This is a genomic window from Fimbriimonadaceae bacterium (assembly GCA_023957775.1).
Taxonomy (GTDB): Bacteria; Armatimonadota; Fimbriimonadia; order Fimbriimonadales; family Fimbriimonadaceae; genus JAMLGR01.
This window is the reverse complement of the sequence record JAMLGR010000001.1, coordinates 303061-327776: the sequence shown is the minus strand read 5'-3', so window position 1 is coordinate 327776 and position 24716 is coordinate 303061. Positions and strand designations below refer to the sequence as shown.

Genomic DNA, 24716 nt, shown 5'->3' with positions numbered 1-24716 from the left:
CCAGGCCCCGCGCCGCCCGCGGCGCGGGGCCTTCTCTTTTGCCGCCGAAGCGGACGTGCCAAAATCAGGGTCGTGCGTCTCGGCGTCCTCCTGATCGCGATCCTCCTCGCCGCTGCGGCGCCCGGGCAGGGTCGCCCGATTCGCGGCGGGGATCGACTGCTGGTGACGTGCGAGCAGGAGCCCACGCTGAATCGAACCGTGACCCTCTCGAAGGAGGGGGTGGGATCGTTCGGCATCCTCGGAGCCGTCGAAGTGGGTGGCCAGTCCCCAGAGGACGCGGCGCGCAGACTCGAGGCGCTGCTGCTCCTCAAGTTGTCGCTGGAGCGCGCGACAGTTTCCATTCGAATCCTCGAGCGGGACGACCTTCCGATCCGGTTTGGAGGCGCCGTCGAGGTGAGCGGCGAGATCGAGGCAACCGATGGCATCTCCCTGTCCGACATCGTCGCCCTCGCCCATCCCAGTCCGGCGGCAGATCTCTCGGCGGTCGAGATCGTGCGCGACGACGGCAGCCACATTCGGGCGGACTGGGGAGGGCGGCGCGAGAACCCGCTCCTTCGACCCGGTGACCGCGTGTTCTTCCACCTGGCCACGCGACCTCGGGACGTCTTTGTGTTGGGGGGCGTGTACACGCCGCGCAACGTGCCGCACGATCAGGCCTCGACCGTCTCCTTGGCGATCTCGGCCTGCGGGGGACTCACGCCTCACGCGAACCGGCGCGACATCACCGTCGAACGGGACGGTGAGACAGTGGCGCGCATCCGTTTGGACGCGGATGGCGGCATGCCGCTTCAACCGGGGGACACCTTGCGCGTCGGCGTGATCGACGAGCGCCTGTTCGTGACGGTCCAGGGGGCCGTCCGCCGTCCCGGTCGCGTGGCCTACTTCCGCGGCATGGGGCTTCGCGACGTGTTTGCAGAGGTCGGTGGTCTGGCGCTGGACGCCGACATGGAGCGCACGGTCGTGAGGGCGGGCACAGGGTCGATCCGCGCCGGCGACGGGCGGGTCTTCGAACCAGGATTCACCTTCGCCGCGGCAGACCGGATCGAGGTGCCGAAGTGCGCCCCGACATCCCGCTCGTCGTTGCTGTGGCGCATCCTCGTCGCGGCGCGAAGGATGGCCCGATGATTCGTTGGGATCGCACCCAGGGCGCCCCGGAGCCGATTCGCGCGTTGAACCGCGTGGCCGAATCGGAGTGCGGGGAGCCTCTCGTGGATTTGCGCGAAGCGGCTCCAAGCGTGCGCATCCTGCGCGAGCAGACCATTCCTTTCTGCCGCGAAACCGTTGCGCGCATGGCCCAACGAGCCGCAGAAACCCTGCCCGAGGGTGTTTTCCTGGGGGTGACGGAAGCGTGGCGACCCCTGGCGCGCCAACAGCGTATCTACGAGTTCATGATGCGCTCGGCGGCGGAGGCGTTCCCCGACCGCAGCTTTGCTTCGCTCCGACGCACCGTGTGTCGATTGGTCGCCCCGACGGACCAGAAGGCGCCGCCGGGCCACTGCACCGGGGCCGCCCTCGACGTGAACCTGGTGGACGCCGACGGAAACGTGATCGACGTCAATGCGCCCTTCGATCGCTTCCAAGCTAGCCGAACCTACACGCTGGGGCTGTCCGAGGAGGCGGCCCACCACCGATCCCTGCTGGTGCGGGCTATGCTCTCGGCGGGATTCTCCAACTGTCGCGATGAGTGGTGGCACTACAGCTACGGCGATGCCGGCTGGGCGGTCCGTTTGGGACGACGGGAGTGCCTCTACGGTCGCGTCGAACTCGACCCAACCCTCTACGAGCGGCAGGAGCAGCTTGCCGAAGAGGCCATGCGGGATCGCCCGAATCCGTTCCTGTAAGGGGGCAGGATCGGCACCCCCATCGAGCGGGCGTGGTACACGACTCCGATCCGCTCAGCGGGGAGGCGGCTGGAACGACACGATCTCGGGCGGAAACACTCCGGAGGGCTTTTGCCGGGTCGGTGAAATCATGATCGCGTCGATCGCGACTTCGACCCCGCGCGAGGCATCGACCTGGAGGCGGAGCGTCTGCGAGTTGCCGCCCAAGCGGGTCGTTCCCAGGCGGTACCAGCCGTACCCTGCGCCGTAGCGCCCGACGGACGGGGCGGAGATGGCGAGCGTCTGGCCGCCGACGAAGACGCGAACGGAGGAGGTCGAACCGGGAGGAATGCTAGCGGCGATCCACACCTCCTGTTCGGCATCGCTCTTGACCGGTACCGTGTACTCGGCGTAGTAGCCGTCGGGGCCCGGGTTGAGTTGCGAGCGGAGCGAAAGCACGGCGCCCCCGCTGCAGCCGGGTACCGACAAGACCTCGCTGAACGTGTTCGAACGGCTGCTCTCCCCTTCGATCCACGAGAACGTCGCCAGCTTGAGGTTGAGCTTGGACGTCTGCTGGCGCAGCAAGGCGAAGCTGCCGGAGGGGTTGCGGTCAAACCCGTTGAGCGCGTCGCGGAAGAAGAACCGCTCCTCGGACGCGTCCCGACCCTGAGCCTCGGCAATTCCGAGCAACTGATCGAACCGTTGGATGGTCTCGTTGAGCGCGGGCTCGGGCACCGGGATTTCGGTCGTTCCGGTGATGATCAGCGGAACGTCCCGGATCGTGACCTCGACGCCCTTGCGGTTGAGTTTCGGCTGCGGGTCGGTCCCGTCCGCACTCTCGAACTGGGCCACCTTGGGGTCCAGCATCCGCAACTGCACGCGCGCGGTCCCGCGGAGGGTCCACAAGGCGATGAAACTCGTCGCCCCGGACTCGTACCGGTAGCCGAAGAAGTCGGAGCCGAGGTCGATGCGGTTGCCGTTGGCCGGCGAGGGCAGCCACCACCGGCCGCCGGCGAGCCGCTGCGCCACGGCGGGATTGGTCGCATTTTCGGGGAAGTACACGGCCGAGGGCGACCATTGGGAGAACGAGGCGTCCCTCGAGCGCAGCGCCGCTTCGGCGGCGATCGCCGCCTTCAGCGTGGCGTCGGCGTTCCGAACGAACCAGCCTCTTGCCCCGAGGGAGCCCAAGTCGTCCAGCACGGGTTTGAGGGAGTCGGCGGGGTTCACCGCGCCGGCGAGTTCGACGTCGGTGGCCACGAGCCAACCGGGGGTGCGCCAGCGGAGCAGGGAGCTGGTCGCTCTGCCGGCGGTCGCGGCGATCTCGGACGGACTGGTGCTGGAGCACTCCATGCCAAGGCCGTCCACGGCCGGGGACATGGACTCGTAGGCGGACGCCCACCCGGCCCACTCCTGCAGCACGGGGACGTCGCACGCGGCTTGGATCGCCGAGACGAGTCGGTTGTAGCGCCTCGCCACGATGCTCCCGATCGTGCTCTGCAGATCGCTCCAAATCGTGCTGTATTTGGAGTTGCAGACATAGGTCTCCCCGGAGACCGGGTCCCAAAGCAGCGACACGCCTTTGGTGCCGTTCCACAGAGGCACCAGGCGGGCCATCTGTGTGAACGAGGTGATCGGGGAGGAGCTCATCGACCAGGCGCGCTGGTTGGTCTCGACGTTGCGGTAGCGCGTCTCGAGGTAGCTCTGAAACTCGTCGCGGAAGTAGGGACTGGTCGGAACCGTTCCGACGTCCCGGGTCGCCAGCCGCACCAACGCGCCCAGCGGGTTGAGGATGCCTCTCAGACCCGGGCCTGGACGGTGCCGCAGGAGGGCGCCCACCAGGGCGTCCCGGTGCCGATCGAACCCCTCCCAAAAATCGGGCAAATCGAGGCTCGCCATCTCCGGGTACACGAGCAGCGTGTGGTCGAGGCTGTTCTTGGGTTCGACCACCGTTTGAAGCAACCCATCGGTGATGGGCACGAGTTTTGTGCTTTCGACAACCCCGTCCCGATCGGTCATCAGGACGATGAGCGCTCGAGAGGCGCCTGGCAGTTGCAGCGAGACGGAACGCTTCTCCGTGATGCCCCGCACGCGATAACCCTGCGGCTCCACGACCACCCCCTTGGCCGTCGGGGCCAGCGAGTTGAGGCAGAGGATGTAGCGCATGCCCGCGTCGTCGGCCGCCTTCAGGGTCGCGTCCCACCCGACGCCGCTGGCGGGCAGTTCCAACACGAGGTCGGTCATGCCTGCAGACTTGGCTTCCGCCACGCGTTCCGTGGTGCCGGCCACCCGAAGACCGACCGGGAGGTAGGGTGCGCCGTCCCAGATCAGCGTGTGGTGTTCGTTGATCTGCCAGTTGGCAGGGGGGCCGAGAGCTGGGCGGTAGGTGCCTTCGCGAGGTTGCGCAAGCGTCGCCGACCCCAAGGCGGCGAGCAACAGCATCGTGGCGACCCTGAGCACGATGGAGAGACTACCTGAGACCCCGCCAGAGTTCGAATCCACGGGGCCTGAGGTAGCATCCCCCCCGATGAGCGCGGTCTCGACGAGCATCGAAGTGCGGTGTATCAACACCTTGCGTGGCCTGGCGATGGACGCGGTCCAAGCGGCCGGATGCGGCCACCCCGGCCTGCCGATGGGTGCGGCGCCCATGGCGTACGCGCTGTGGACGCGCCACTTGCGGCACAACCCGCGCAACCCCCGCTGGTTCGATCGGGATCGGTTCATCTTGTCGGCGGGACACGGCTCGATGTTGCTTTATGGGCTGCTGCATCTCACGGGATACGACGTGTCGCTCGACGATCTGCGCGCGTTCCGCCAGTGGGGAAGCATCACGCCGGGACACCCTGAGAATACGTTGACGCCGGGTGTCGAGATCGCCACCGGACCGTTGGGCCAAGGGTTCTCCACAGCGGTGGGGATGGCGCTTGCCGAGAGGTTCCTCGCCAACACGTTCAACCGCGAGGGACACCCGGTCGTCGACCACCACACCTACGTCCTGTGCAGCGACGGCGATCTGATGGAGGGCGTCTCGAGCGAAGCCGCGTCGCTGGCAGGGCACCAGAAGCTCGGCAAGCTCATCGTCCTCTACGACGACAACGGCATCACCATCGATGGATCGACCTCCCTGGCGTTCACCGAAGACGTGGCGAAGCGGTTTGACGCCTATGGGTGGCACACCCAGCACGTGGACGGGCTCGACGTGGACGCCGTGGACCAGGCGATCGGGGCCGCGAAGGCCGTCGCGGACCGCCCGAGCCTCATATTGGCTCGCACCGTCATTGGTTTCGGCAGCCCCAACCGGGCCGGGACCGCAAAGGCGCACGGCGAGGCCTTGGGCGAGGAGGAGGTTCGGTTGACCAAGGAGGTGCTGGGCATCCCCCTCGAACCCTCGTTCTTCGTGCCCGACGACGTTCGGCACGAGTTCCGAGAGGCGGTGGAGCGCGGCGCGCGCTGGGAATCGGAGTGGATGGCGCGCCTGGAGGCGTATCGGGAGACGCATGCGGACCTTGCGGGCCAACTCGCCGCGTCGATCGAGCACGTCGCGCCGAAGGGGTGGGCCAAGGACCTTCCGGAGTTCACCGAGAAGATGGCGACGCGGGCCTCCAGCGGTCAGGTCCTGAATGCCATCGAGTCCCACTTCCCGACCCTTGTCGGGGGAAGCGCCGACCTGACGGGAAGCGTGGATACCAAGCTTAAGGACTCCGTGGTGCAGCAGCCCGAGCATCCCGAGGGTCGCAATATGGCCTACGGTGTGCGCGAGCATGCAATGGCCGCGGCGATCAACGGCATGACGATGCATGGCGGCATGCGGGCGTATGGGGGCACGTTCCTCATGTTCAGCGACTACTGCAAGCCGGCTCTGCGTCTTGCGGCCCTGATGGAGTGCCCGTCGATCTTTGTGTTCACGCACGACTCCGTGCTGTTGGGCGAAGACGGTCCGACACACCAGCCCATCGAACACCTCGCGGGCCTGCGGGCGATTCCGAACTTCAACGTGATGCGCCCGGCCGACGGCAACGAGACCGCCGCGTGCTGGAAGGTCGCGCTGGAGAGCACCGAGACGCCCTGCGCCCTCATCCTCACGCGGCAGGGAGTGCCCCAGGTCACGCCGCCCGTCCGAGGAGGGGATCACCCCGCCCTGCGGGGAGGGTACGTGCTCCGCGAGGCCTCGAAACTGCCCGCCGAGATGGTGCTCGTGGCGACCGGGAGCGAACTCTCTCTCGCGCTCGAAGCGTCGGAACTGCTCGAGCAAGAGGGCACCTTGACGCGCGTGGTGAGCCTGCCGTCGTGGCACCTCTTCGAGCGCCTCGATCCGCAAGCTCGCGAGCGCGTGTTGCCGCCGGGCGTGCCCACGGTCTCGGTAGAGGCCGCCGCGACCCTGGGTTGGGCGAAGTACGCGGACGCGCACGTGGGAATCGACCGGTTTGGCGCCTCGGCCCCGGCCAAGGTGCTCGCCGAAAAGTTCGGGCTCACCGCCGCGCACGTGGCGGAGGTGGCCCGAGGACTGTTGGGCGGGTAACCCCGCGTTACGAGCCGAACTCCACGCGGACGGGCACGTCGACGAGGTCCTTGAGCAGCGCCGCGACCTGGGTGCGGGCGCCCTCCCTCGCGGAGTCCAAAATGCCCTGCTCGCGCCCCGCGAGAACGAACCGGCGCCCCGCGTCGCCTTGCGCCTTGAGCGCGAGGTTGTCGTCGCGCCAGAACATGCCTCGGCTGGCTTGGTGGACCTTGGCCTCGACATGGGGAGCATAGACCGTGGGTGCGGGCAGCGAGACGACCAGGGTTCGACCCTGGGCGTCCAAGTCGTACCGTACGGTGGCCCGGCTCAAGTCGACACCAGCCTCGACGGTGCCGTGCGCGCTCACGAGCGCGCGGTTGCGCGTGGCGCCCCGGACCACGCCACCCATCCCCATGCGTTCGACCCACTCTTCCGGTTGCCTCGACGACGTGTACTCGAAGACGTTGTTGTAGGCGTACCGCGTGGTGTGCAGCTCTCCCAGCGCCTGGATGCTTTGCAACACGACGGGGAGGGGAGTGGGTTGGACGTCGCCCCGGCTCCGGTTGGCGATCCCCAAAAGCATCCAAGCCGCGGGTAGGCACAACAGAGCGATCGCGATCTTCTTCGCGTGGCGGAGCAGCTTCATGAGGCTTCCTACGCCGCCGCCCGACGCGTCGTTAGCCCCAATGCACCTGGTCGTCGCCGTGCATCGACTGGAGGTAGTTCAACTGGCCGTCGTGGTACATGAGGTGAGTGGCCACGAGGCTGGCGGTTCCGATGGCGCTCATCGGCCCGCGTTTCACATCGAGGCGATCTTCCGGAATCGCCTTGAAGGCTTCCAGCACCTCGTGGGTGCTCGCATCGAGTTCGGCAAGGGCGGTTTCAAGGGTTGCGAAATCGTCCGGCGCGTGGTGCCACTTTCCGAACTCGAATTCGGGGGCTTGCTCGCCGCGCAGGTGCATGGCGAGTGCGCGATTCACGACGACGATCTCGTAGGTGATGTCGAGGGGCGTCCTCGCGACGCCGCCCGGGCTGGTACCGAGCGAGCCGTCCGGCATGGCCTCCAAGTCGTTTCGAAAGCGCCCCAACGCTCCCTCGATGCGCTCCACCAGATGTTGCTTGATGCTTGTGGACATGGGTGAGATTGTACAACGGGGTGTGCTACAATCTCGCTTCGAATGGCGATCCGAACCGTGCACCATCGGCATCATCACCACGCCGGCCTCTTCCGGAGGGCGCGCCGCTGAGCTGTTCGTAGCCACTCGACTCGAAACGAACTCCAAGGCCCGCATCCCTCCCAGGATGTGGGCCTTTTGCATGGCCACCCACGACCAACGACAAACGACCCACGACCAACGACCATGGATCTCAACTTCGAAAAACAAGACGGCCTCGTCGCCGCAGTCATCCAAGATGCCGCCACCAGCCGCGTGCTGATGGTGGGCTACATGAACCCCGAAGCGTTCCGCCTCACGACCGAGACGGGGTGCGTGACCCTCTTCAGCCGCACGCGCCAGAAGCTGTGGACGAAGGGCGAGTCCTCGGGCCACAAACTGCTCGTCAAGCGCATCGAGGTGGACTGCGACGCCGATACGGTGCTCGTCCAAGTCGACCCGGTGGGGCCGGGGGTTTGCCACGAGGGGTACGCCTCGTGCTTCTTCCGCACGTGGGAGAACGGGAGCTGGGTCGTGAGTGAGGAGCGCACGTACGACCCGCAGGCCGTCTATGGAGGATCGAAGTGAAACTGAAGCTGGGGATTCCGAAAGGCAGCCTCGAGCAGGCGACCGTGGATCTGTTTCGGCGCGCCGGCTTCCAGATCGGCATTTCCAGCCGCTCCTACTTTCCGTCGATCGACGATCCGGAGATCGAGTGCATGCTGATCCGGGCGCAGGAGATGGCGCGCTACGTGGCCAACGGCGTGCTCGACGCGGGGCTGACGGGACGCGATTGGGTGGAGGAGAGCGGGACCGACGTCGTGGCTCTGGCCGACCTGGTTTACGCGAAGCAGTCGTTCGGAAAGGTGCGTTGGGTACTGGCCGTGCCCGAGAACTCGCCCGTGCAGAGCGTGAGGGATTTGGAGGGGCTCACCATCGCCACCGAGCTGGTGGGCGCCACGCAGCGCTACCTCGAGGCGAACGGCGTGCGCGCGAGGGTCGAGTTCAGTTGGGGCGCCACCGAGGTGAAGCCGCCTGTGCTGGCCGACGCGATCGTGGAAGTGACCGAGACCGGCTCCTCGCTGCGGGCCAACAAGCTTCGCATCGTGGAAACGGTGCTCGAGTCGAACACCCAGCTCATCGCGAATCGCGAAGCGGCGGCCGACGCATGGAAGGCCCAGAAGCTCGCGGACCTGCGCATGCTGCTCGAGGGAGCGATCGAGGCCCTCGATAAGGTGGGTCTCATGCTCAACGTGCACGAATCGAAGCTCAAAGACGTGGTGGCCGAACTGCCGGCGCTCAAGAGGCCGACGGTGTCGCAACTGGCCGAAGACGGCTGGCTTGCGGTCAACACGATCTTGCAGGAGTCGACCGTGCGGACCATCATTCCGCGGCTCAAGGCCGCGGGCGCCGAGGGGATCGTGGAGTACCCGTTGAACAAGATCGTGCCATGAGGATCCTGCGCGCGAACGATGCGGGAACGGTGTTCGGACGGCGGGCGGGTCGGATGGCCGAGGCGCTGGAGGCCGTCGCCCCGATTCTCGACGACGTGCGGCGGCGCGGCGACGAGGCGTTGTGGGAGTGGGCGGTCCGCCTCGGCGATGCGGGGGCGGGCGAGCCGCCCGCGGACTGGCCGCGCGTGCCGTACGACGACCTCCAGTCGGCCGAGGGACGCCTCGACCCGGACCTCGTCCGGGCAATGGACAACGCCGCGACCAACCTCCGGGCCTTCGCCAAAACACAGTTGCCGCAGCCTGCTCAGTGCGAGCCGATGCCCGGAGTGCGCCTCTCGACGATCGTGCGTCCGCTCGACGTGGTGGGCGCGTACGTTCCGTCCGGCCGGTATCCGCTTCCCAGCACGGTGCTCATGACCGTCGTGCCGGCGCAGGTGGCCGGGGTGGAGCAGATCGTGCTGGCCTCGCCCCAAGCCTCGGACGCGATCGACGGACTGGCGCACCGGCTTGGCGTGGATGATGTGTTCCGGTTGGGCGGCGCCCAGGCGATCGCCGCGATGGCGTTCGGCACGGAGAGTGTCCCGCGATGCGATCGCATCGTCGGGCCGGGGAACATCTACGTGGCGGCCGCGAAGCGGCTCTTGGCGGGCGAGGTCGGCATCGAATTCGTGGCTGGGCCCAGCGAGGTGGTGATCGTCGCCCTGGAGGGCGATCCCCGTGCGCTCGCAGCCGACCTTCTGGCCCAGGCCGAGCACGACGACGACGCGTCGGCCGTGCTGATCACGACCTCCGAGAGCCTCGCGGAGGAGGTGGCCGCGGAGGCGGAGCGTCAGTTGGGCGACCTGCCCACCGCGGCAACGGCGCGAAAAGCCCTGGACACCAATGGGGCGATTGTCCTCGTCGGTTCCGTGGCCGAGGCGATGGCGATGGTGAACCGGTACGCGCCGGAGCACCTGTGCGTGCCCTCTGCCGAGTACTTGGAGGGCGTTCGCCACGCGGGCAGCGTGTTCGTGGGCCCTTACAGTCCGGAGGCCGCGGGCGACTATGCCGCAGGCACGAACCACGTGCTGCCCACGGGCGGCGTCGCGCGCGTGCGCGGTGGGCTGAGCGCCGCGGACTACGTGAAGGTCATCTCGGTCCAGGAGTTGTCCCGCGAGGGCCTTGCCGGGCTCGCAGGCACCGTGACGACCCTGGCGCGGTCCGAGGGGCTTGAGGCGCACGCCCGCAGCGTGGAGGTGAGGCTGTGAGATCGGCGCAGATCGAGCGCGTCACGCGCGAAACGCAGATTCGGGGCTCCTTGGCGATCGAGGGGAGCGGAAGCTACGACGTCGCCACGGGCATCCGGTTCCTCGACCACATGCTGGAGTTGTTCGCCCGTCACGGCGGATTCGATCTGGCGCTGCACGCGACGGGCGATCTGGACGTGGACCAGCACCACACGGTCGAGGACCTCGGGATCGTGTTGGGCCAACTCGTCGCGGGCGCGCTGGGAGATCGAAAGGGCATCTTGAGGGCCGGCTATTTCGTGCAGCCGATGGACGAAACCCTCGCGGTGGTCGCGCTCGACCTCGGAGGGCGACCCGCGCTCGTGTACCGAGACCTCGTCCGCGCGCGGTTCGTGGGGGACCTGCAGGCCGAGTTGCTGCACGATTTCTTCGACGGCTTCGCGGTGCACGCGGGCGCGAACGTGCACGTGAAGGTGCTCTACGGGCGTTCGACGCACCACAAGGTGGAGGCGGTCTTCAAAGGCTTTGCCCGTGCCTTGCGGTTCGCCTGTTCGACGGACGAGCGCCTGCGGGACCAGTTGCCGTCGACGAAGGGGCTGTTGTGAAGGTGTGGGAGTGCGCGGATTCATCCGCGCCTTCACTCAAAAGAAGTGGCGGGCGATGAGAACAGACCAACCGATTGGAGTCGTGGATTACGGGGCGGGGAACCTGCTGTCGGTCGGCAATGCGCTCGACGCCCTGGGCGTGCCCCACCGCCCGGTGGCCGGACCGCGAGACCTCCAGGGTTTGAGGACGGTGCTCCTGCCCGGCGTGGGGCACTTCGGGGCGATGATGCGGGCGCTGGACGCCGCCGGGCTGCGCGACGCCCTTCTGGAGCACGTGGCATCCGGCGGCAAGTTGCTGGGTATCTGTCTGGGTTTCCAAGCGCTTTACGAGGAGAGCGAGGAGGCGCCCGGCGTCCCGGGTCTGGGCCTCCTGCCGGGCCAGGTGCGTCGTCTCCAGGACGTACCGAAGGTGCCGCACATGGGCTGGTCCGAGGTATCAAGCGGGGCGTTCTACTACTTTGCGCACTCGTTCGCCGCTCCCGTCGGTCCCGAGACCACGCTCGTCGGCAGCTACGGGTCGCCGTTCGCGGCCGCGTCGCGCTTGGACCGGGTGGCCGGCGCGCAGTTCCACCCGGAGAAGTCGGGCCAGGCGGGCCTGGCCTGGTTGGAACAGGCCCTTGCGGAACCCACAAACCACGAACCACAAACCACAAACCCAGCCCCAGAGGGGCTCCCGACGGCCCGGATCATCCCCTGCCTCGACGTCGATGCGGGTCGGGTGGTCAAAGGGGTGAATTTCGTGGGATTGCGGGATGCCGGCGACCCCGTGGAGCTGGCCCGGCGGTACGCCGAGCAGGGGGCCGACGAGGTCGTGTTTCTGGACATCACGGCGTCGACCGATCAGCGGGACACGATCGTCGAGATCGTCGAGGCCGTCGCGCGCGAAGTGTTCGTCCCCTTGTGCGTCGGAGGCGGCGTGCGGAACGCCGACGACGCGAAGCGCCTGTTGCGGGCGGGGGCGGACAAGGTGGCCGTGAACAGCGCGGCCCTCGCCCGCCCGGAGCTGATCACCGAGCTGGCCGAGGCCTTCGGCTCCCAAGCCGTGGTGCTCGCCATCGACGCCCACGCCACACCCGATTCCCGATTCCCGATTCCCGACTCCCGTCTCCCGTCTCCCGATTCCCGATTCCCGTCTCCCGATTCCCGATTCCCGTCTCCCGACTCCCGGCATCTATGGACCGCCTTCTCGCACGGAGGCCGCCTGGACACGGGCCGGGACGTGCTCGAGTGGGCTCGCGAGGGGGTGCGAAGAGGCGCGGGCGAGATCTTGCTCACCTCGATGGACACGGACGGCGTAGAGACGGGCTTCGACGTCCCCCTCACCCGCGCCGTGGCGGATGCCGTGCCGGTGCCGGTGATTGCGAGCGGTGGCGCGGGCTCGCCTGCTGATTTCGTGCGCGTGTTTGAGGAAGGGCGGGCCGATGCGGCGCTGGCCGCCTCGATCTTCCACTTCGGGAACCACACCGTGGCTTCGCTCAAGGCCGAGCTGGCGGGAGCCGGATTGCGGGTGCGCCCATGATCGTGCCGTGCATCGATCTGATGGGCGGAAAGGTCGTTCAGCTCGTCCAGGGGCGCGAAAAGGCCCTCGAAGGACCCGAACCGCAGGAGATGCTGAGGCGGTTCGATGGCTTTCCCGAGATCCAGGTGATCGACCTCGACGCGGCGCTCGGACGCGGAGAGAACTCGGCGATCGTCGAGTCGCTGGCGTCCCAAGCGGTCACCCGGGTGGGAGGCGGCGTGCGCACGGTGGACCGGGGGCGGGCGCTGGTCGAGTTGGGGGCCGCGAAGGTCATCGTGGGAACCTCCGCCTTCCGCGAAGGAAGGTTGGACACGGAGTTCCTGGGGTCGCTGACCGAATCCATCGGCCGCCAGCGGTTGCTGGTGGCTTTGGATTCAAAGGGCGGGGAAGTCGTGGTGCGCGGATGGACGCAAGGGACGGGCCTCCAGGCCGAAGCTCTGCTGCCCGCCCTCGAACCCTTCTGTGCTGGGGTGCTGTGCACGTTCGTGGACCGGGAAGGGACGATGCAGGGCACGGACCTCGAGTGGTTCGGCCGCCTGCGGCAGGCCACGACCATGGCGATCACCGCGGCGGGAGGCGTCGCGTGCCTCGAGGAGATCCGGGCCCTGCAGGCGTTGGAGATCGATGTGGCCATCGGCATGGCCGTGTACACGGGCAAGCTCGATTTGGAGGATCTGCGGGGGACATAAAGGCTCGATCTTACAAGCCTGCGGCAATTCTCAACCGTTACTTGTGTCGCTCAGGGCGATCCTCGGCGAAGCTGCCGAGAGGCTCGACCCACGAGGGCACGGGCTTGACCCCTTCGGCCTCGCGATCGCGCCGCAGTTGTTCGAAGTAGTCTCGAAGGTGCGCGACCCAGGCGTCGGTCTCGTGCTTTATGACCGCCTTTCGATGCTTATCCATTGTATTGATTATGGTACGGGCACCGGGTCGGTGTCGAACTCGTCGAGCGCGGGCAAGGTACCCGTGATCTGGTTCGTAGCGCGGTTCATCCCCACGGGCGTGGGGCGGTCCCCCAACCACCGGTCCCGACAAAGGACAAAGGACAAACGAAAGACGAGAAACGACGCACCGGGGTAAACCCACGGTGTGAAGACCGCACTCGCCTTTCTCGCCGCTCTCGTCGCCGTCGGCGCCTTCGCCCAAGAACTTCCCAAGGCGAAGATCCCGCTCGAGAGGTACTACCAGTACCCGCTGGTCAACGGACGCAGCCCAGCCGGAGCGACGATGGCGCCCGACGGGTCCAAGATCGTGTTCGGGTGGAACGAGACGGGCGAGCGGAAACTCGACGTCTGGGTGATGGACTATCCCAGTGGCGCCAAGAGGCGCATCGTCGAGGCCGACAGCATCGAGGACCTGCCGCGGCAGGACGACTCGCGAACCGACCTCGAGAAGAAGGAGGCGAAGCTGTACGACGGGGGCATCTCGAGCTTCCAGTGGTCGCCCGACTCGAAAGAGATCCTCTTCTCCTACAAAGGCCGCACGTGGACTGTGAACCCCGACGGTTCCAACCTCTCGACCCCCGCCAACGGCGGCCTCTCGCTGGGCGGGGTCCAGTATTCGCCCGACGGCAAGTACCTGCTCTACCTCTCCTCCAACAACCTGTTCCGCTTGGATCGCGCCACAGGGCGGATCAAGCAGCTTACGTTCGTCTCCAAACCCAACACGTCGATCGATGGCTTCTATGTCTCGCCGGACGGCAAGCGGATCGCCGTGACGTGGTCGGACGACAGCAAGATGGGCAAGCACGTGATGATGGACTTCAGCAAGGACCGCGCGGAGGTCGTGAATATCCGCCGCATGTGGGCCGGCGAGCGGAGCGTGAACAACCAGATCGGGTTCGTGGGCATCGACGGCGGCCTGATCCAGTGGGCCAAGGAGCTTCCGAGGTACCTGTGGGTCAAGGACGTCGAGTGGTCGCCCGACAGCGGACGGCTCGCGATCGGTTGGATCTCCGAGGACTTCCAAGAGTTCACGATCACCATCGCCGATCCGGAATTCGGCTGGACGACCACGCGTTTCCACGAGAAGGCGCCGAAGAACTACATCCCGGACTGGCGCCCCCTCGTTTGGCAGCGCGACAGCGAGCACCTTCTGCTGGGAACCGAAATCGCCGACGGCGCGTTCACCCTGCGCCACGTCGTGCGCATCGATAGTGCAGGCAAGACCGAACTGGTCTACAAGGGCCAGGGAGACGTCGTCGCGCTCGCCCGCCCGAAAGACTCCGACCGCATCGTCCTGACGACCATGAACCGAGGACCGCTCGTCTCCGAGATTACGATTCTCGATCCCGGCAAGGAGCCGCGCACGATCGTCCCGATCGAAGACGGCATGGCCACGACGAAGAACTTCGACGACGCGGCCTCGCCGCTCATGAGCGACGACGGACGGAGCATGGCGACCCTGGCGAGCAGCCGAACGGTGCCGTGGGAGCTCTATTCGGTCGAACCCGGCGTCAAGCGCCTCACCCACAGCCAGCCCGCCGAGTTCGACAAGGTCCCGTGGGCGACGATGCGCGACGTGACGTTCAAGGCGAAGGATGGGGCGACCGTCCATGGGTTGCTCATTGAGCCGCCGAACCTCGACAAGTCGAAGAAGCATCCCGCGTTCCTCTCGAACATGTACGCGAACAGCGCCAAGCGCGCGTGGAACGGGTTTTTCGAGAACTATGCGGCGATGGAGTTGGGCTTCGTCGTGCTGCAGGTCGACTTCCGGGCGAGCTGGGGCACCGGCGGCGAGTTCAACAGCGGTTACAAGGACGCCATGGGGCTGATCGACGGCGACGAGGCCGTGGCGGCCAAGGAGTACCTCGCCTCACTTGGCTATGTGGACGCGGAGAACGTGGGGCTTTGGGGCTGGAGCTACGGCGGGTTCCTCACCGACATGGTCATGCTGACCAAGCCCGGCGTCTTCAAAGCCGGCGTCGCGGTCGCGCCCGTCACCGACTGGCGATCGTACAACGAGTGGTACACCACCCGGCGGCTCGGCAGCGTGAAGGAGCACGAGGACATCTACAAGAAGACCAGCCCGATCTCGTACGCCGACGGGCTCCAAGGCCACCTCTTGATGATCCACGGCATCCTGGACGACAACGTGCTGTTCCAGGACACCGCGCGCCTCATGCAGGCCTTGATCGAACACGGCAAGCACTTCGACCTCATGCTCTATCCCCGCGACGACCACAGCATCGGGAAGGCCACCAGCCGCCCGCACGTGTTCGTCGAGGTGATGACCTACCTTTGGAGGTGGCTGGGAATGCCTAATCGCACTCCCAGTACCAGCTTCCGCTCGTCGGATGCGGGTCTCCCGATCGGTTCCCCTCGGGGTTGACGCGCGCGTTGTCGAAGCCGCCGCGCCCGGAAACGCTCTTGGCGTGTCCGTCGGCGAAGATCATCGTGCCGCCGGTCGAGTGCCACTGGCGGTAGTAGTTGTACGGCGGGTCGCAGTCGTAGCCGTACACCTCGCACGCCTGCGGGAAGTTTTTCCGGTCGAAGATCGGGAACATCTCGCCCCGGATCACCCGCGTTTCGGCGGGGAACTGCACCGCGCCTTCGTTGACCAGACGGGTGAAGTCGCGCAGCACGTTGTTGCTCGAGGACTCGCCCTCGACCATCGAGAACATGCACCCGCCGAAGCGGTAGCTGCTGCCGTAGGCATCCCAATACGAGGTGGAACCCGGCACGTCGAGGGCCGTGTAGGGCCCGCCGGAGTCCAAGGGACACTTGAAAAGCGGGTTCAGAGGCGCGACGGTGCCGGCGGCCGTCTGGCGCTCCTTGCCCCCCACGTACGGCATCAGCTCCACCTCGACGCCCTTGTGGCCGGGTTGGCCCGCAGGCGGCTGCGAGTTGTAGGCGTAGTGGATGGGGTAGGTGCCGTCGTAGTCGGCGTTGTACATGATCACGCCGAGCCCGATCTGGCGCGCGTTGCTCACACACGCGATCCGCTTGGCGGCCTCCTTGGCTTGGGCGAAGACGGGGAAGAGGATCGCCGCCAAGATCGCGATGATCGCAATCACGACGAGCAGTTCGATGAGCGTGAAGCCCCGCAGGGGCCTTTGCGCGGTGTTCATTTGCTACTCCTTGCGTGCCGCCATGGCCGTTCTCGTGAAACGGGGCTCCATCGGCGTCCGCTCCACATTTCCTCCGCCGGTTTCGAGCCGGATCAGGTTCAAAGGGTTATTCGCCCGAGGCGAAACTCTCAGCCCCGTATGGGGCACCCCTAGTGGTTGGCTGTTTGCAGCGCGCGGTTTCATTTTACTCTTTATGTAAACTCCTCCCGTGGAAACCAAGCGGGTGTTGGTGACCGGTTCCTCCCGCGGAATCGGGCGGGCGATTGCGGTGCGGCTGGCCGAGGCCGGATGGGACGTGGCCCTGCACTACGGATTCGACGCGGAGGAGGCCGAGCAGACGCGCAAACTGCTGGGCGACCGCGCCGTCGGCCTCTACCAAGCCGACCTCACGCAGGCGGACGCGGGGGCGCGCCTCTTCAAGCGCGCCGTGCGCGATGGGGCCGTCCATGCGCTTGTGAACAACGCCGGCGTCTACATGCCCATCGACTTTGGCGAGGCCTCCAGCGCGGTCCTCCACGCCAACCGCCACCGAACGTTCGCTGTGAACTTCGAGGCGCCGCTCGATGCAACCCGGGCCGCCGTGCGCCATTTCGCCGAGCTCGGGGGAGGCAAGATTCTCAACGTGGCGAGCCGGGTCGGCTTCAAAGGCGAGTCGGGCGCGTCGCTCTACGCGGCGTCCAAGGCCGCGCTCATCAGCCTCACCCGTTCCCTTGCCGTCGAGCTCGCGCCGAAGAACATCCAACTGTTCGGGATCGCGCCCGGCTGGGTCGATACCGCGATGGTGCGCGAGGGAATGCAAGACCGTCTTCCCGAGATCCTCGGGACGATTCCGGCGGGGCGGATGGGCACGCCCGAAGATTGTGCGGCCGCGACCGCATTTTTGCTCTCCGACGAGGCGTCGTACTTGACGGGGGTCGTGATCGACATCAATGGGGCGAGCTATTTCCACTAAGGCGGCTGGGCGATGTTAGCGATCGTCGGACTGGCGGCGCTTCTCCTGCAACCGCCGCAGGACGCACCTCGGATGCGGTCTCTGATGCCCAACGGGGCGGTCGTGCTGGCCGAGCGCGTGGCGTCCCCGTACGTCGTCGTGAGCCTCTTCGCCTCCACGCGGGGCGTCGCGGAGAGCGCGGTCACGCACGGCCAGCGGCACCTGCTCGAGCACCTCGCGGCCAAGGGCTCCCAGGGCACCCTCGATCGGAGGCTGGAGGCGGAAGGGGCGTTCCTTACGGCCGCCACCGGGCGGGACAGCATGGAGTTCACCGTATGGGCCCCGCCATCGAAGGTGAACGTCGCGATCGCAGCCCTCATGGAAGTGCTCGATCAAACGACGTTTACGCAAGAGGCGATCGACCGGGAGTCTCGGATCCTCGAACAGGAGTTCGCGCTCGACACCGATGAGGCCCGCCTTGGACGCGCGGCATGGACCCAAGCGTACGGGGCGTACGGCCTCGATGCCCTTGGCTCGATCGGTGCCATCCGCAAGACCACCCCGAAGGCCCTGGCGGCGGTCGCCCGCGACCTCTTCGGCTCAGGGCGCCTTGCCCTGACGATCGTGGGACCCATTGATCTCGAGGAGGCGATCCAATCTGGAAGGGCCTTTCTTGCGAAGAAATCGCCCGGAGAAGAGCCCGCGCAGGCGATGCGCCGGGAGGGAAAACCCGGGCGGGTCGAGATCGAAGGAGCATTCGGAGAGGCCCGAGCCGCGATCGTGCCAGGGTTGCTCGACCCCCGAGCCACCTGGTCGCTCAGCGCCGCGTTGGCCGTCGCGAGCCGCTTCGACAACGCCTTCGTCACGTACACCCCCAGTGCCATCGACGGTTTGGTCGTGCTCGGACGGACCAGTTCGACCAGCGGCCTCGGACTGATGATCGACTCGCTCACCCCCGCCGAGATTGACGCGCTCTACCCGCTCGGTCGGGAATTGCTCGAGCTGTGGGTCGGGCAGAAGCTGGGCGGGGCCGCCGCCATCGCCGCGTCCCGGGGGCACCTGCTCTCCCAGGGGGCCAGCCTCCGTCCCGAGATCTTTCGCGAGAACGTCCGGGCGATGACCCTCGAGGACTTCCGCGAAGGCATGGCGTCGTTGGGCCCTGAGCGCTCGGTCGTGGTCGTGGGGTTGGGACGATGATCCTGGCCACGCTTGCGTGGACCGCGATGCAGGCGCCGCGGATCGTCGAGACGATCATGCCCGCGGACGGCCTGGTGTGCGTCCAGGCGATCGCGCCCGTTCCCGAACAGGGACCCCGCGACCTGGCGGCCGCGAAGGTGCTCGCCCGCGTGCTGCCGCTCGCGACCCAAGACTTCACGCCAGGACAGATGCTCGCTTACGCCCTCCAAGGTGGCGACCGGATGCGCTGCATCCTGACGCCGGACTCGATCCGCGTGACGATCACCCTGCCCAAGGGACAGATGGCCATCGCCGCCGCCCTTCTCGAGTCCGTCCTACGGCGCCCCTCGCTCGAAGAGGCCGACGTGCAGCGGGCGTTGGAGGAGCTGCCGTTCCAGCACGACGAGCCCTGGTGGCAGGCCCTCGCTTCCGGGACCCCAGACGCCGGCCGCGTTCGGACGGGCACGGTTCGAGAGCTGGCCAAGCGGTTGTTTCGGCCGGACACGGTCGTTCTTTCGGCGGCCGGGGCGTTCGAGCCAGGCGAGGCTCGCGCCGCGCTGGAGAGCCGATTTGCGGGTTGGCAGGCGGTGGCCCTGCCCCGCCCGTTGCCCGACGCGCCGCCGGTGGAGGCTTGGCGGGAGTACCATGGCCGGGTGCACGTGCTCGCATGGGCGGGCAAGCCCTTCTCGGGCCGTGACGTCGCCCTGCCGCAGCGGCTCCTTGCGCTGTGCGGCCTGGGAGTCGGCAAGGGTTCCGTCCTGCACGAGGTCGTGCGCGAGTCGCTCGCTCTCAGCTACCGGCAGGAGGCGATGCTCCGACCGGACCCCGACGGCTTCGCGCCCCGCCTCATGTTTGCGCATCGGGGGACGTGGAGCGCCGAGATGTTCGACACGGTCCAAACCACCGTGCTCAAAGCCGTCCAGGAGTGGACGGAGGAGGACCGCGAGCGTGCGCTGGGCATCGCGCGCGCCGAGTTGATGGGCGACGTTCCGCTCGGGCTGCTTGCGCTCGACGCGCACGGCCCGCCGCCCTACGATCTTCGCGGTCGGGCGTTTCTTGCAGGTTACTGGCTCATGAAGACAGGCTCGCCCTACGATCCGTCGGGCCTGCTTCAATCGATGGGCTCGGTCCGGCTCCAGGAGATGAAGGACGCGGCCCGGGAGATCGTCGAGACCTCCCGCCGCGAGTGGTTCAAGGCCGACTAGCCCTCTGCGAGGTCGAGGAGCTTTTTGAGCCGCTGGCTGGGCACGTGTTCGGGATCCAGCTCCAGCGCCTTCGCGACGTCCTTGCGAGCGAGATCTGGCTTGTCGACCTGAATCAACGCCTGAGCCCGCGCGAAGAGGTTCTCCACGTTGTCGGGAGCCAGTTTCATCGCGATCTCGGCCTCGTCGAGCGCGTTCGCGTACAGCTTGCTGGCGTAAAGGGTGCGGGATAGCCAGTAGTGCGTTTCGGCCGCGATGACCACCCACTCGTCCTTCAGCTCTTCGGGAGCGAGCCGGACGGCCTCTCGGAGGTAGCGCTCGGCCTCGGCGTAATCCCCGAGAACGAATTCGATGCGTCCCACGGCCGTGAAGGCGGTGAAGTAGCCGGGCTCGAACGCGACGACGCCCTTGAGGAGCCGCTCGGCGCGCGCAAGGTCGGCCTTTTGCGGCTCGCCCAACGGGTCGCCCTTCTGGAAGTCCAGGAGGGGCTGGATCGACAGTTTGGCAGCCTCGTCCATGGCCCGGTTGGCCTCGGCGGCCGTCCGGTAGACGGGAATCTCGTCGGGCGAGTCCTCGGCCTTGGAACAGCCGCGGAACGTCAAGGCCCAGGCGAGGATGGCGATGCCGATCGCGAGCACGATGCCCGCGGGCAGACGGTAGCTCTTGGATTCAGTTGGCAACGATGTTCACCAGTTTGTCGGGCACGACGATCACGCGCCGAATCTCCTTGCCCTCGCGGTGCGTTTTCGCCCGTTCGGACGCGAGGGCAGCGGCTTCGTGAGCCTCCTTCGAAGCCCCTGCGGGCAACTCCACCGTGTCGCGGAGTTTGCCGTTGACCTGAATGGCGACGGTGACCGACTCGTCCTTGGCGATCTCGGGATCCCAGGAAGGCCACTCGCCGAGGTATGTGAAGGCGGGAGCGTTCTCCGTGCGCAGCGACTCCCAGATTTCGTCGGCGCTGTGCGGGGCGGCCGGGCTGAGGATCAGCACCAGGGATTCGAGCGCCTCGCTGAGCGCCAGGCGTTGGGCACGGCTCGCCTGATCGAGGTCCACGCCCCGAATGGCGTCGGTGAGCGTGTTGAGGAACGTCATCAAGGCCGCGATGTAGGTGTTGAACGCGAATCGGTCGATGTCTTCGGTTGCTTTGCGGATCGTCTGGTGCGTCGCGCGCCTCAGGTCGCGCTCGCGGGCGCCCATCTCTTCGACGCCGATCGAGGCGCGCCACTCGGGCTCCCAGACGGGCAAGAGCTCGTGGGCGAGTTTGAACACCCGGCTGAGGAACCGAACCGCGCCTTGCAGACCCTCGTTGGACCACTGCACGTCCTGCTCGAACGGTGCGACGAACAGCTCGTACACGCGCAGCGCGTCGGCGCCCTCGTTCTCGACGACCTCGTCCGGGGTGACGACGTTGCCCTTGGACTTGCTCATCCGGGCCCAGCGGTAGAAGATCTGGTCTTCGCGGAGCGCACGCGCCTCGTCGAACGAGATCCGGACTCCCTCTTCGCCGACGGCGAGCCGCTCGTCCTCGCGAGGCAGCCGGTACGGCGTGCGGGCGAGCACCTGGCCCTGGTTTTCGAGGCGTTGGAAGGGTTCGGAGACGGGCACGAGCCCCGCGTTGTAAAGCACCTTGGTCCAGAACCGGGCGTACAGCAAGTGCATGACCGCATGCTCGGCCCCACCGACGTAGGAGTCGACCGGCATCCAGTACCGCACGCGCTCGGGGTCCCACGGGGCGTCGTCGTTGTGCGGGTCGCAGAACCTCAGGAAGTACCAGCTCGAGCACGCGAAGCCGCCCATCGTGTCCGTTTCGCGCCGGCCGAGGCGGCCGTCCAGGTCGGTGGTGTTCACAAACTCGTCGATCTGCGCCAGCGGGCTGGTGCCGTCGCCGCTCGGTTCGTAGTGCTCGACGTCCGGGAGCTCGACCGGCAGGCACTCGTCCGGGACGAGCTGGATCTCCTCCTCCTTGGTATGGATCACCGGGATCGGGCAGCCCCAGTACCGCTGGCGGCTGATCAGCCAATCTCGGAGGCGGTACTGGACTTTGCGTTCGCCGATGCCCAACGCCTCGATCCACTCGCCGAGGGCCCTCTGCCCGTCGTGGATCGAGAGCCCGTCGTACTCGCCGGAATTCATCATCGTGCCCTCCTTCGCGTCGAATGGCAGCTCCTCCGACTCGCCCTCGGGGGGACGGATGACCTGGACGATGGGAATTCGGAATTTGGTGGCAAATTCGAAATCGCGCTCGTCGTGGGCCGGGACCGCCATGATCGCGCCCGTTCCGTAGCCCGCGAGCACGTAGTCGGCGACCCAGATCGGCACCCGTTCGCCGTTGGCGGGGTTCACCGCATAAGCCCCCGTGAAGACGCCCGTCTTCTCGCGGGTCGTCGCCAGACGATCCGTATCGCTCAGGCGTTTCGCGGCGTCCCGGTAGAGTCGGATCTCCTCCGCGTTGTCCTCGGGAACCCAGCCCAACAGCCTCTCGACGAGCGGGTGTTCGGGTGCCAGCACGCAGAACGTCATGCCGAAGATCGTGTCGATCCGGGTGGTGAACACTCGGAAGCTGTTCTTCTTGTCCAGGGTCAGGAGCTGAAAGTCCGCCTCGGGCTCCTCGCGTTCGATCTGACGGGGCGGTGCGATGCGAATCTCGAACTCGACCCCTTCGCTGCGTCCGATCCAGTTGCGCTGCTGCTGCTTGATCCCTTCGGGCCAATCCAGGCCGTCGAGGTCGTCGAGGAGCCGCTGCGCGTACTCCGTGATCTTGAAAAACCACTGGGGAATCCAGCGCTTCTCCACGGGCGAGTCGCAGCGCCAGCACAGGCCCCCGACGACCTCCTCGTCGGCGAGCACGGTGGCGTCCACGGGACACCAGTTGACGCTGGCCATCTTTCGGTAGGCCAGGCCGCGCTCGAAGAGCTTCTTGAAGATCCACTGGGTCCAGCGGTAGTAGGAGGGATCGCTCGAGGAGAAGCTGCGCGACCAGTCGTAGGAGATGCCGACCAGCTCCATCTGGCGACGGTAGTTGGCGGCGTACCGCTCGATCATCTCGCGCGGGTGGGTCTGCTTGGCGATCGCCTCGTTCTCCGCGGGGAGCCCGAACGCGTCGAATCCCATCGGGTGCAGCACGTTGCAGCCCTGCATGAACTTCATGCGGCACTGCACGTCGGTCGGAATGTAGTTGCGGCAGTGCCCGACGCTGAGGCCCGCGCCGCTGGGGTACGGAAAGAAGTCGAGCCCGTAGAACTTCGGCCGCTCCGGCTCTTCTCGCGTGCGGAACAGGTCGGCCTCCTTCCATCGCTCGCGCCACTTGGCCTCAAACGTGGACGGCTCGTATCGGTCGGGCATCGAAGGGGTTTTACCTCAGGGCCGGTGGGACCTCCGACGCGAAGATGCCACCTCGCAGGCGCCGTTCGCGTCTAAAGGAGTAGACATGAAAGTCGGATTCGGAATTCGAGGCTGGTGGAGCCAGTGGTCGGTCGATCGCGCGGGAGTGGAGACCGGGTGCTACCGGGCCGAGCAGTTGCGGGAGATGCTCGATCGGGGCGAGCTTGACGCGCACATGTGGCTGCGCCACTTTCTCACGCGCCGGTACGCGTTGGTGGGCGAGGTGCTGTACGGCAACAACCTCGCCACGGACGAGGAGTTCGAGGCGTGGTTCCCCGCACCGAGTCGTTTCTCGTCCGCCGTCTCCCACTGATCGAACCACAAACCACAAACCACAAACCATAATCCCCCATGCCTCGGACGCTTCGAAAGTGGCGCGCGGTGTTCTCCGTCTACTTCCAGGACGGGTTGGCTTACCGGGCCGCGGGCGTGATCTGGATCATGACGGACGTTGTCACGGCCGTCACGATGCCCCTCGTGTGGGCCGCGGCAGGGAAGAGCGGGCCCATCGCCGGATTCACCACGAGCGACTTCGTCCTCTACTACCTGTGCATGCTGCTGCTGGGCAGCTTCATCACGAGCCACATCATGTGGGACGTGGCGATGGAGATCAAGGAGGGGCAGTTCTCCACCAACCTGATCCGGCCCATCAACTTCTTCCAGTTCACGTTCTTCCGCAATCTGGCGTGGCGCGTGATCCGGTTTTCGCTCTTCGCCCCGTTCTTCGTGCTGCTGCTGTTCGCCTACCGGGGGTTCCTCGGCGAGGCGACCCTGGAGTTCGGCTGGATGTTCTGGACGAGCGTCTTGCTCGGCCACCTCGTGAGCTTCAGCTTTGTGATGATGATGGCGATGATCGCCCTGTTCTTCCAGGAGACCCAGTCGATCTTCGGCCTGTACTACATCCCGATGATGTTCCTGTCCGGCCAGCTCTTTCCCGTGGCGGTCTTGCCGGACTGGGCGCGCCAGGTCGCCCACCTCTTTCCGTTCTACTTCACGACCGGAGCGCCGACGGAAATTCTCATCGGGCGCCTGACCGGCGGCGACGCCTTGGGTGCGCTCGCGACCCAGCTCGTCTGGATCGCCGTGTGCTCGGGCTTGGCCAAGCTGTTCTGGAAGAAGGGGCTGCCCTACTACACCGGCGTCGGAATGTAGTTTCCCGTGGTCGAAGGGGTACCCTAGCGGTCCTCCCAATGGCCAAAAAGAAGGCTTCCGATAGCGGCTCCGGTCCTCCGCGGGCGATTCAAAATCGCCGCGCGCGGTACGACTACGAGTTCCTCGACACGTTCGAGGCCGGCATCGTGCTGATCGGTTCCGAGGTGAAGAGCGTCTGGCAGGGAAACGCCAACTTGACCGATGCGTACTGCCTGTTCCGCAACGGGGAGCTTTGGCTGATCAACATGGACGTCGAGCCGTACAAGCACGCGGCCCACTTCCAACCCGACCGCAGACGCGACCGGAAGTTGCTGCTGCACCGGCGGCAGCTCACCTTGATCGAAAGGCGCGCGCAGGAGAAATCTCTGGCCTTGATCCCAAGCAAGGTGTATTTCAACCACGGGAAGGTCAAGGTCGAGATCGCCCTGGCCAAAGGAAAGCGCGAGTACGACAAGCGGCGGCAACTGGCCAAGGACGAGACACGGCGGGACATCGAGCGGGCACGTTCGGGCGATTATTAAGATCCTCGGGA

The 24716-nt window shown here is 66.6% G+C and carries 23 protein-coding genes and 1 riboswitch; of the genes, 16 read left to right on the top strand and 7 right to left on the bottom strand.

Annotated features, from left to right (window positions below; genetic code table 11):
- Positions 1-72: 72 nt before the first annotated feature.
- Both M9921_01555 and M9921_01550 read left to right on the top strand, forming a co-directional pair.
- Entirely contained in the window at positions 73-1125 is a 1053-nt protein-coding gene (locus M9921_01555; GenBank protein MCO5295521.1) for an SLBB domain-containing protein, read from the top strand.
- Entirely contained in the window at positions 1122-1841 is a 720-nt protein-coding gene (locus M9921_01550) for a hypothetical protein (protein MCO5295520.1), read from the top strand. The genes M9921_01555 and M9921_01550 overlap by 4 nt, the downstream gene beginning before the upstream one ends.
- A 54-nt stretch (positions 1842-1895) precedes the next feature.
- On the opposite strand, the gene M9921_01545 is transcribed toward M9921_01550, so the two are convergent.
- The gene (locus tag M9921_01545) at positions 1896-4277 is read right to left on the bottom strand and encodes a hypothetical protein (GenBank protein ID MCO5295519.1); all 2382 of its coding nucleotides are present in this window, start codon (positions 4275-4277) and stop codon (positions 1896-1898) included.
- Between the two features lie 67 nt (positions 4278-4344).
- Here M9921_01545 and tkt point away from each other — a divergent pair, with 67 nt between their 5' ends.
- Positions 4345-6336, top strand: a complete 1992-nt coding sequence (gene tkt, locus M9921_01540) for a transketolase (protein ID MCO5295518.1) — start codon at positions 4345-4347, stop codon at positions 6334-6336.
- 7 nt (positions 6337-6343) lie between these two features.
- Here tkt and M9921_01535 read toward each other — a convergent pair whose 3' ends face one another.
- Positions 6344-6961, bottom strand: a complete 618-nt coding sequence (locus M9921_01535) for a DUF4230 domain-containing protein (GenBank protein MCO5295517.1) — start codon at positions 6959-6961, stop codon at positions 6344-6346.
- A gap of 31 nt (positions 6962-6992) precedes the next feature.
- Complete coding sequence (locus tag M9921_01530) at positions 6993-7451, bottom strand: DinB family protein (protein ID MCO5295516.1); 459 nt, start codon at positions 7449-7451, stop codon at positions 6993-6995.
- 225 nt (positions 7452-7676) lie between these two features.
- On the opposite strand from M9921_01530, the gene hisI reads away from it, so the two are divergent.
- Genes hisI through M9921_01500 form a run of 6 tightly spaced genes read left to right on the top strand, consistent with a single transcriptional unit; the run spans position 7677 to position 12962 of the window.
- A complete protein-coding gene (hisI, locus tag M9921_01525) occupies positions 7677-8057 on the top strand; it encodes a phosphoribosyl-AMP cyclohydrolase (GenBank protein ID MCO5295515.1) in 381 nt (126 codons plus the stop codon).
- Positions 8054-8923 carry an ATP phosphoribosyltransferase gene (gene hisG, locus M9921_01520; protein MCO5295514.1) on the top strand — a complete coding sequence of 290 codons (870 nt, stop codon included), beginning with the start codon at positions 8054-8056 and terminating at the stop codon, positions 8921-8923. Before hisI ends, hisG begins: the two co-directional genes overlap by 4 nt.
- Positions 8920-10170, top strand: coding sequence for a histidinol dehydrogenase (hisD, locus tag M9921_01515; protein MCO5295513.1), 1251 nt, complete (start codon positions 8920-8922; stop codon positions 10168-10170). The genes hisG and hisD overlap by 4 nt, the downstream gene beginning before the upstream one ends.
- A complete protein-coding gene (gene hisB, locus M9921_01510; protein MCO5295512.1) occupies positions 10167-10754 on the top strand; it encodes an imidazoleglycerol-phosphate dehydratase HisB in 588 nt (195 codons plus the stop codon). The genes hisD and hisB overlap by 4 nt, the downstream gene beginning before the upstream one ends.
- Before the next feature lie 55 nt (positions 10755-10809).
- Positions 10810-12273, top strand: coding sequence for an imidazole glycerol phosphate synthase subunit HisF (gene hisF, locus M9921_01505; protein ID MCO5295511.1), 1464 nt, complete (start codon positions 10810-10812; stop codon positions 12271-12273).
- The gene (locus M9921_01500; protein ID MCO5295510.1) at positions 12270-12962 is read left to right on the top strand and encodes a HisA/HisF-related TIM barrel protein; all 693 of its coding nucleotides are present in this window, start codon (positions 12270-12272) and stop codon (positions 12960-12962) included. Before hisF ends, M9921_01500 begins: the two co-directional genes overlap by 4 nt.
- Positions 12963-12999: 37 nt before the next feature.
- Here M9921_01500 and M9921_01495 read toward each other — a convergent pair whose 3' ends face one another.
- Positions 13000-13176: a hypothetical protein gene (locus tag M9921_01495; GenBank protein MCO5295509.1), complete on the bottom strand. Its 177-nt coding sequence runs from the start codon at positions 13174-13176 to the stop codon at positions 13000-13002.
- A 186-nt stretch (positions 13177-13362) separates the two neighbouring features.
- Between M9921_01495 and M9921_01490 the strand changes: the two genes are divergently transcribed.
- Positions 13363-15603, top strand: coding sequence for a prolyl oligopeptidase family serine peptidase (locus tag M9921_01490; protein MCO5295508.1), 2241 nt, complete (start codon positions 13363-13365; stop codon positions 15601-15603).
- On the opposite strand, the gene M9921_01485 is transcribed toward M9921_01490, so the two are convergent.
- Positions 15533-16342 (bottom strand): DUF1559 domain-containing protein, encoded by an 810-nt coding sequence (locus M9921_01485; protein MCO5295507.1) that lies wholly within the window; start codon positions 16340-16342, stop codon positions 15533-15535. The genes M9921_01490 and M9921_01485 overlap by 71 nt on opposite strands.
- A 50-nt stretch (positions 16343-16392) precedes the next feature.
- Positions 16393-16503: riboswitch (TPP riboswitch) on the bottom strand.
- A 47-nt stretch (positions 16504-16550) separates the two neighbouring features.
- Between M9921_01485 and M9921_01480 the strand changes: the two genes are divergently transcribed.
- From M9921_01480 to M9921_01470, 3 genes are read left to right on the top strand one after another with little or no spacing between them, the layout of a single operon-like run.
- Complete coding sequence (locus M9921_01480; GenBank protein MCO5295506.1) at positions 16551-17294, top strand: SDR family oxidoreductase; 744 nt, start codon at positions 16551-16553, stop codon at positions 17292-17294.
- A gap of 12 nt (positions 17295-17306) precedes the next feature.
- Positions 17307-18470 (top strand): insulinase family protein, encoded by a 1164-nt coding sequence (locus M9921_01475; GenBank protein MCO5295505.1) that lies wholly within the window; start codon positions 17307-17309, stop codon positions 18468-18470.
- Positions 18467-19654 (top strand): hypothetical protein, encoded by a 1188-nt coding sequence (locus M9921_01470; GenBank protein ID MCO5295504.1) that lies wholly within the window; start codon positions 18467-18469, stop codon positions 19652-19654. The genes M9921_01475 and M9921_01470 overlap by 4 nt, the downstream gene beginning before the upstream one ends.
- On the opposite strand, the gene M9921_01465 is transcribed toward M9921_01470, so the two are convergent.
- Entirely contained in the window at positions 19651-20331 is a 681-nt protein-coding gene (locus M9921_01465) for a tetratricopeptide repeat protein (GenBank protein MCO5295503.1), read from the bottom strand. The genes M9921_01470 and M9921_01465 overlap by 4 nt on opposite strands.
- Positions 20321-22993: a leucine--tRNA ligase gene (gene leuS, locus M9921_01460; protein MCO5295502.1), complete on the bottom strand. Its 2673-nt coding sequence runs from the start codon at positions 22991-22993 to the stop codon at positions 20321-20323. Before leuS ends, M9921_01465 begins: the two co-directional genes overlap by 11 nt.
- Before the next feature lie 85 nt (positions 22994-23078).
- On the opposite strand from leuS, the gene M9921_01455 reads away from it, so the two are divergent.
- The 3 genes from M9921_01455 to smpB are packed head-to-tail and all read left to right on the top strand — an operon-like array spanning position 23079 to position 24705.
- Positions 23079-23345, top strand: coding sequence for a hypothetical protein (locus M9921_01455; protein ID MCO5295501.1), 267 nt, complete (start codon positions 23079-23081; stop codon positions 23343-23345).
- A gap of 38 nt (positions 23346-23383) precedes the next feature.
- A complete protein-coding gene (locus tag M9921_01450) occupies positions 23384-24184 on the top strand; it encodes an ABC-2 family transporter protein (protein MCO5295500.1) in 801 nt (266 codons plus the stop codon).
- Between the two features lie 38 nt (positions 24185-24222).
- The gene (smpB, locus tag M9921_01445; GenBank protein ID MCO5295499.1) at positions 24223-24705 is read left to right on the top strand and encodes an SsrA-binding protein SmpB; all 483 of its coding nucleotides are present in this window, start codon (positions 24223-24225) and stop codon (positions 24703-24705) included.
- Positions 24706-24716 lie beyond the last annotated feature (11 nt).

Excerpts from the sequence above, each read along its gene's own strand:
- M9921_01550 (MCO5295520.1), top strand. The coding sequence starts at position 1,122 with ATGATTCGTTGGGATCGCACCCAGGGCGCCCCGGAGCCGATTCGCGCG.
- tkt (MCO5295518.1), top strand. The coding sequence starts at position 4,345 with ATGAGCGCGGTCTCGACGAGCATCGAAGTGCGGTGTATCAACACCTTG.
- M9921_01535 (MCO5295517.1), bottom strand. The coding sequence starts at position 6,961 with ATGAAGCTGCTCCGCCACGCGAAGAAGATCGCGATCGCTCTGTTGTGC.
- M9921_01530 (MCO5295516.1), bottom strand. The coding sequence starts at position 7,451 with ATGTCCACAAGCATCAAGCAACATCTGGTGGAGCGCATCGAGGGAGCG.
- hisI (MCO5295515.1), top strand. The coding sequence starts at position 7,677 with ATGGATCTCAACTTCGAAAAACAAGACGGCCTCGTCGCCGCAGTCATC.
- hisD (MCO5295513.1), top strand. The coding sequence starts at position 8,920 with ATGAGGATCCTGCGCGCGAACGATGCGGGAACGGTGTTCGGACGGCGG.
- hisF (MCO5295511.1), top strand. The coding sequence starts at position 10,810 with ATGAGAACAGACCAACCGATTGGAGTCGTGGATTACGGGGCGGGGAAC.
- M9921_01500 (MCO5295510.1), top strand. The coding sequence starts at position 12,270 with ATGATCGTGCCGTGCATCGATCTGATGGGCGGAAAGGTCGTTCAGCTC.
- M9921_01495 (MCO5295509.1), bottom strand. The coding sequence starts at position 13,176 with ATGGATAAGCATCGAAAGGCGGTCATAAAGCACGAGACCGACGCCTGG.
- M9921_01485 (MCO5295507.1), bottom strand. The coding sequence starts at position 16,342 with ATGAACACCGCGCAAAGGCCCCTGCGGGGCTTCACGCTCATCGAACTG.
- M9921_01475 (MCO5295505.1), top strand. The coding sequence starts at position 17,307 with ATGTTAGCGATCGTCGGACTGGCGGCGCTTCTCCTGCAACCGCCGCAG.
- M9921_01470 (MCO5295504.1), top strand. The coding sequence starts at position 18,467 with ATGATCCTGGCCACGCTTGCGTGGACCGCGATGCAGGCGCCGCGGATC.
- leuS (MCO5295502.1), bottom strand. The coding sequence starts at position 22,993 with ATGCCCGACCGATACGAGCCGTCCACGTTTGAGGCCAAGTGGCGCGAG.
- M9921_01455 (MCO5295501.1), top strand. The coding sequence starts at position 23,079 with ATGAAAGTCGGATTCGGAATTCGAGGCTGGTGGAGCCAGTGGTCGGTC.
- M9921_01450 (MCO5295500.1), top strand. The coding sequence starts at position 23,384 with ATGCCTCGGACGCTTCGAAAGTGGCGCGCGGTGTTCTCCGTCTACTTC.
- smpB (MCO5295499.1), top strand. The coding sequence starts at position 24,223 with ATGGCCAAAAAGAAGGCTTCCGATAGCGGCTCCGGTCCTCCGCGGGCG.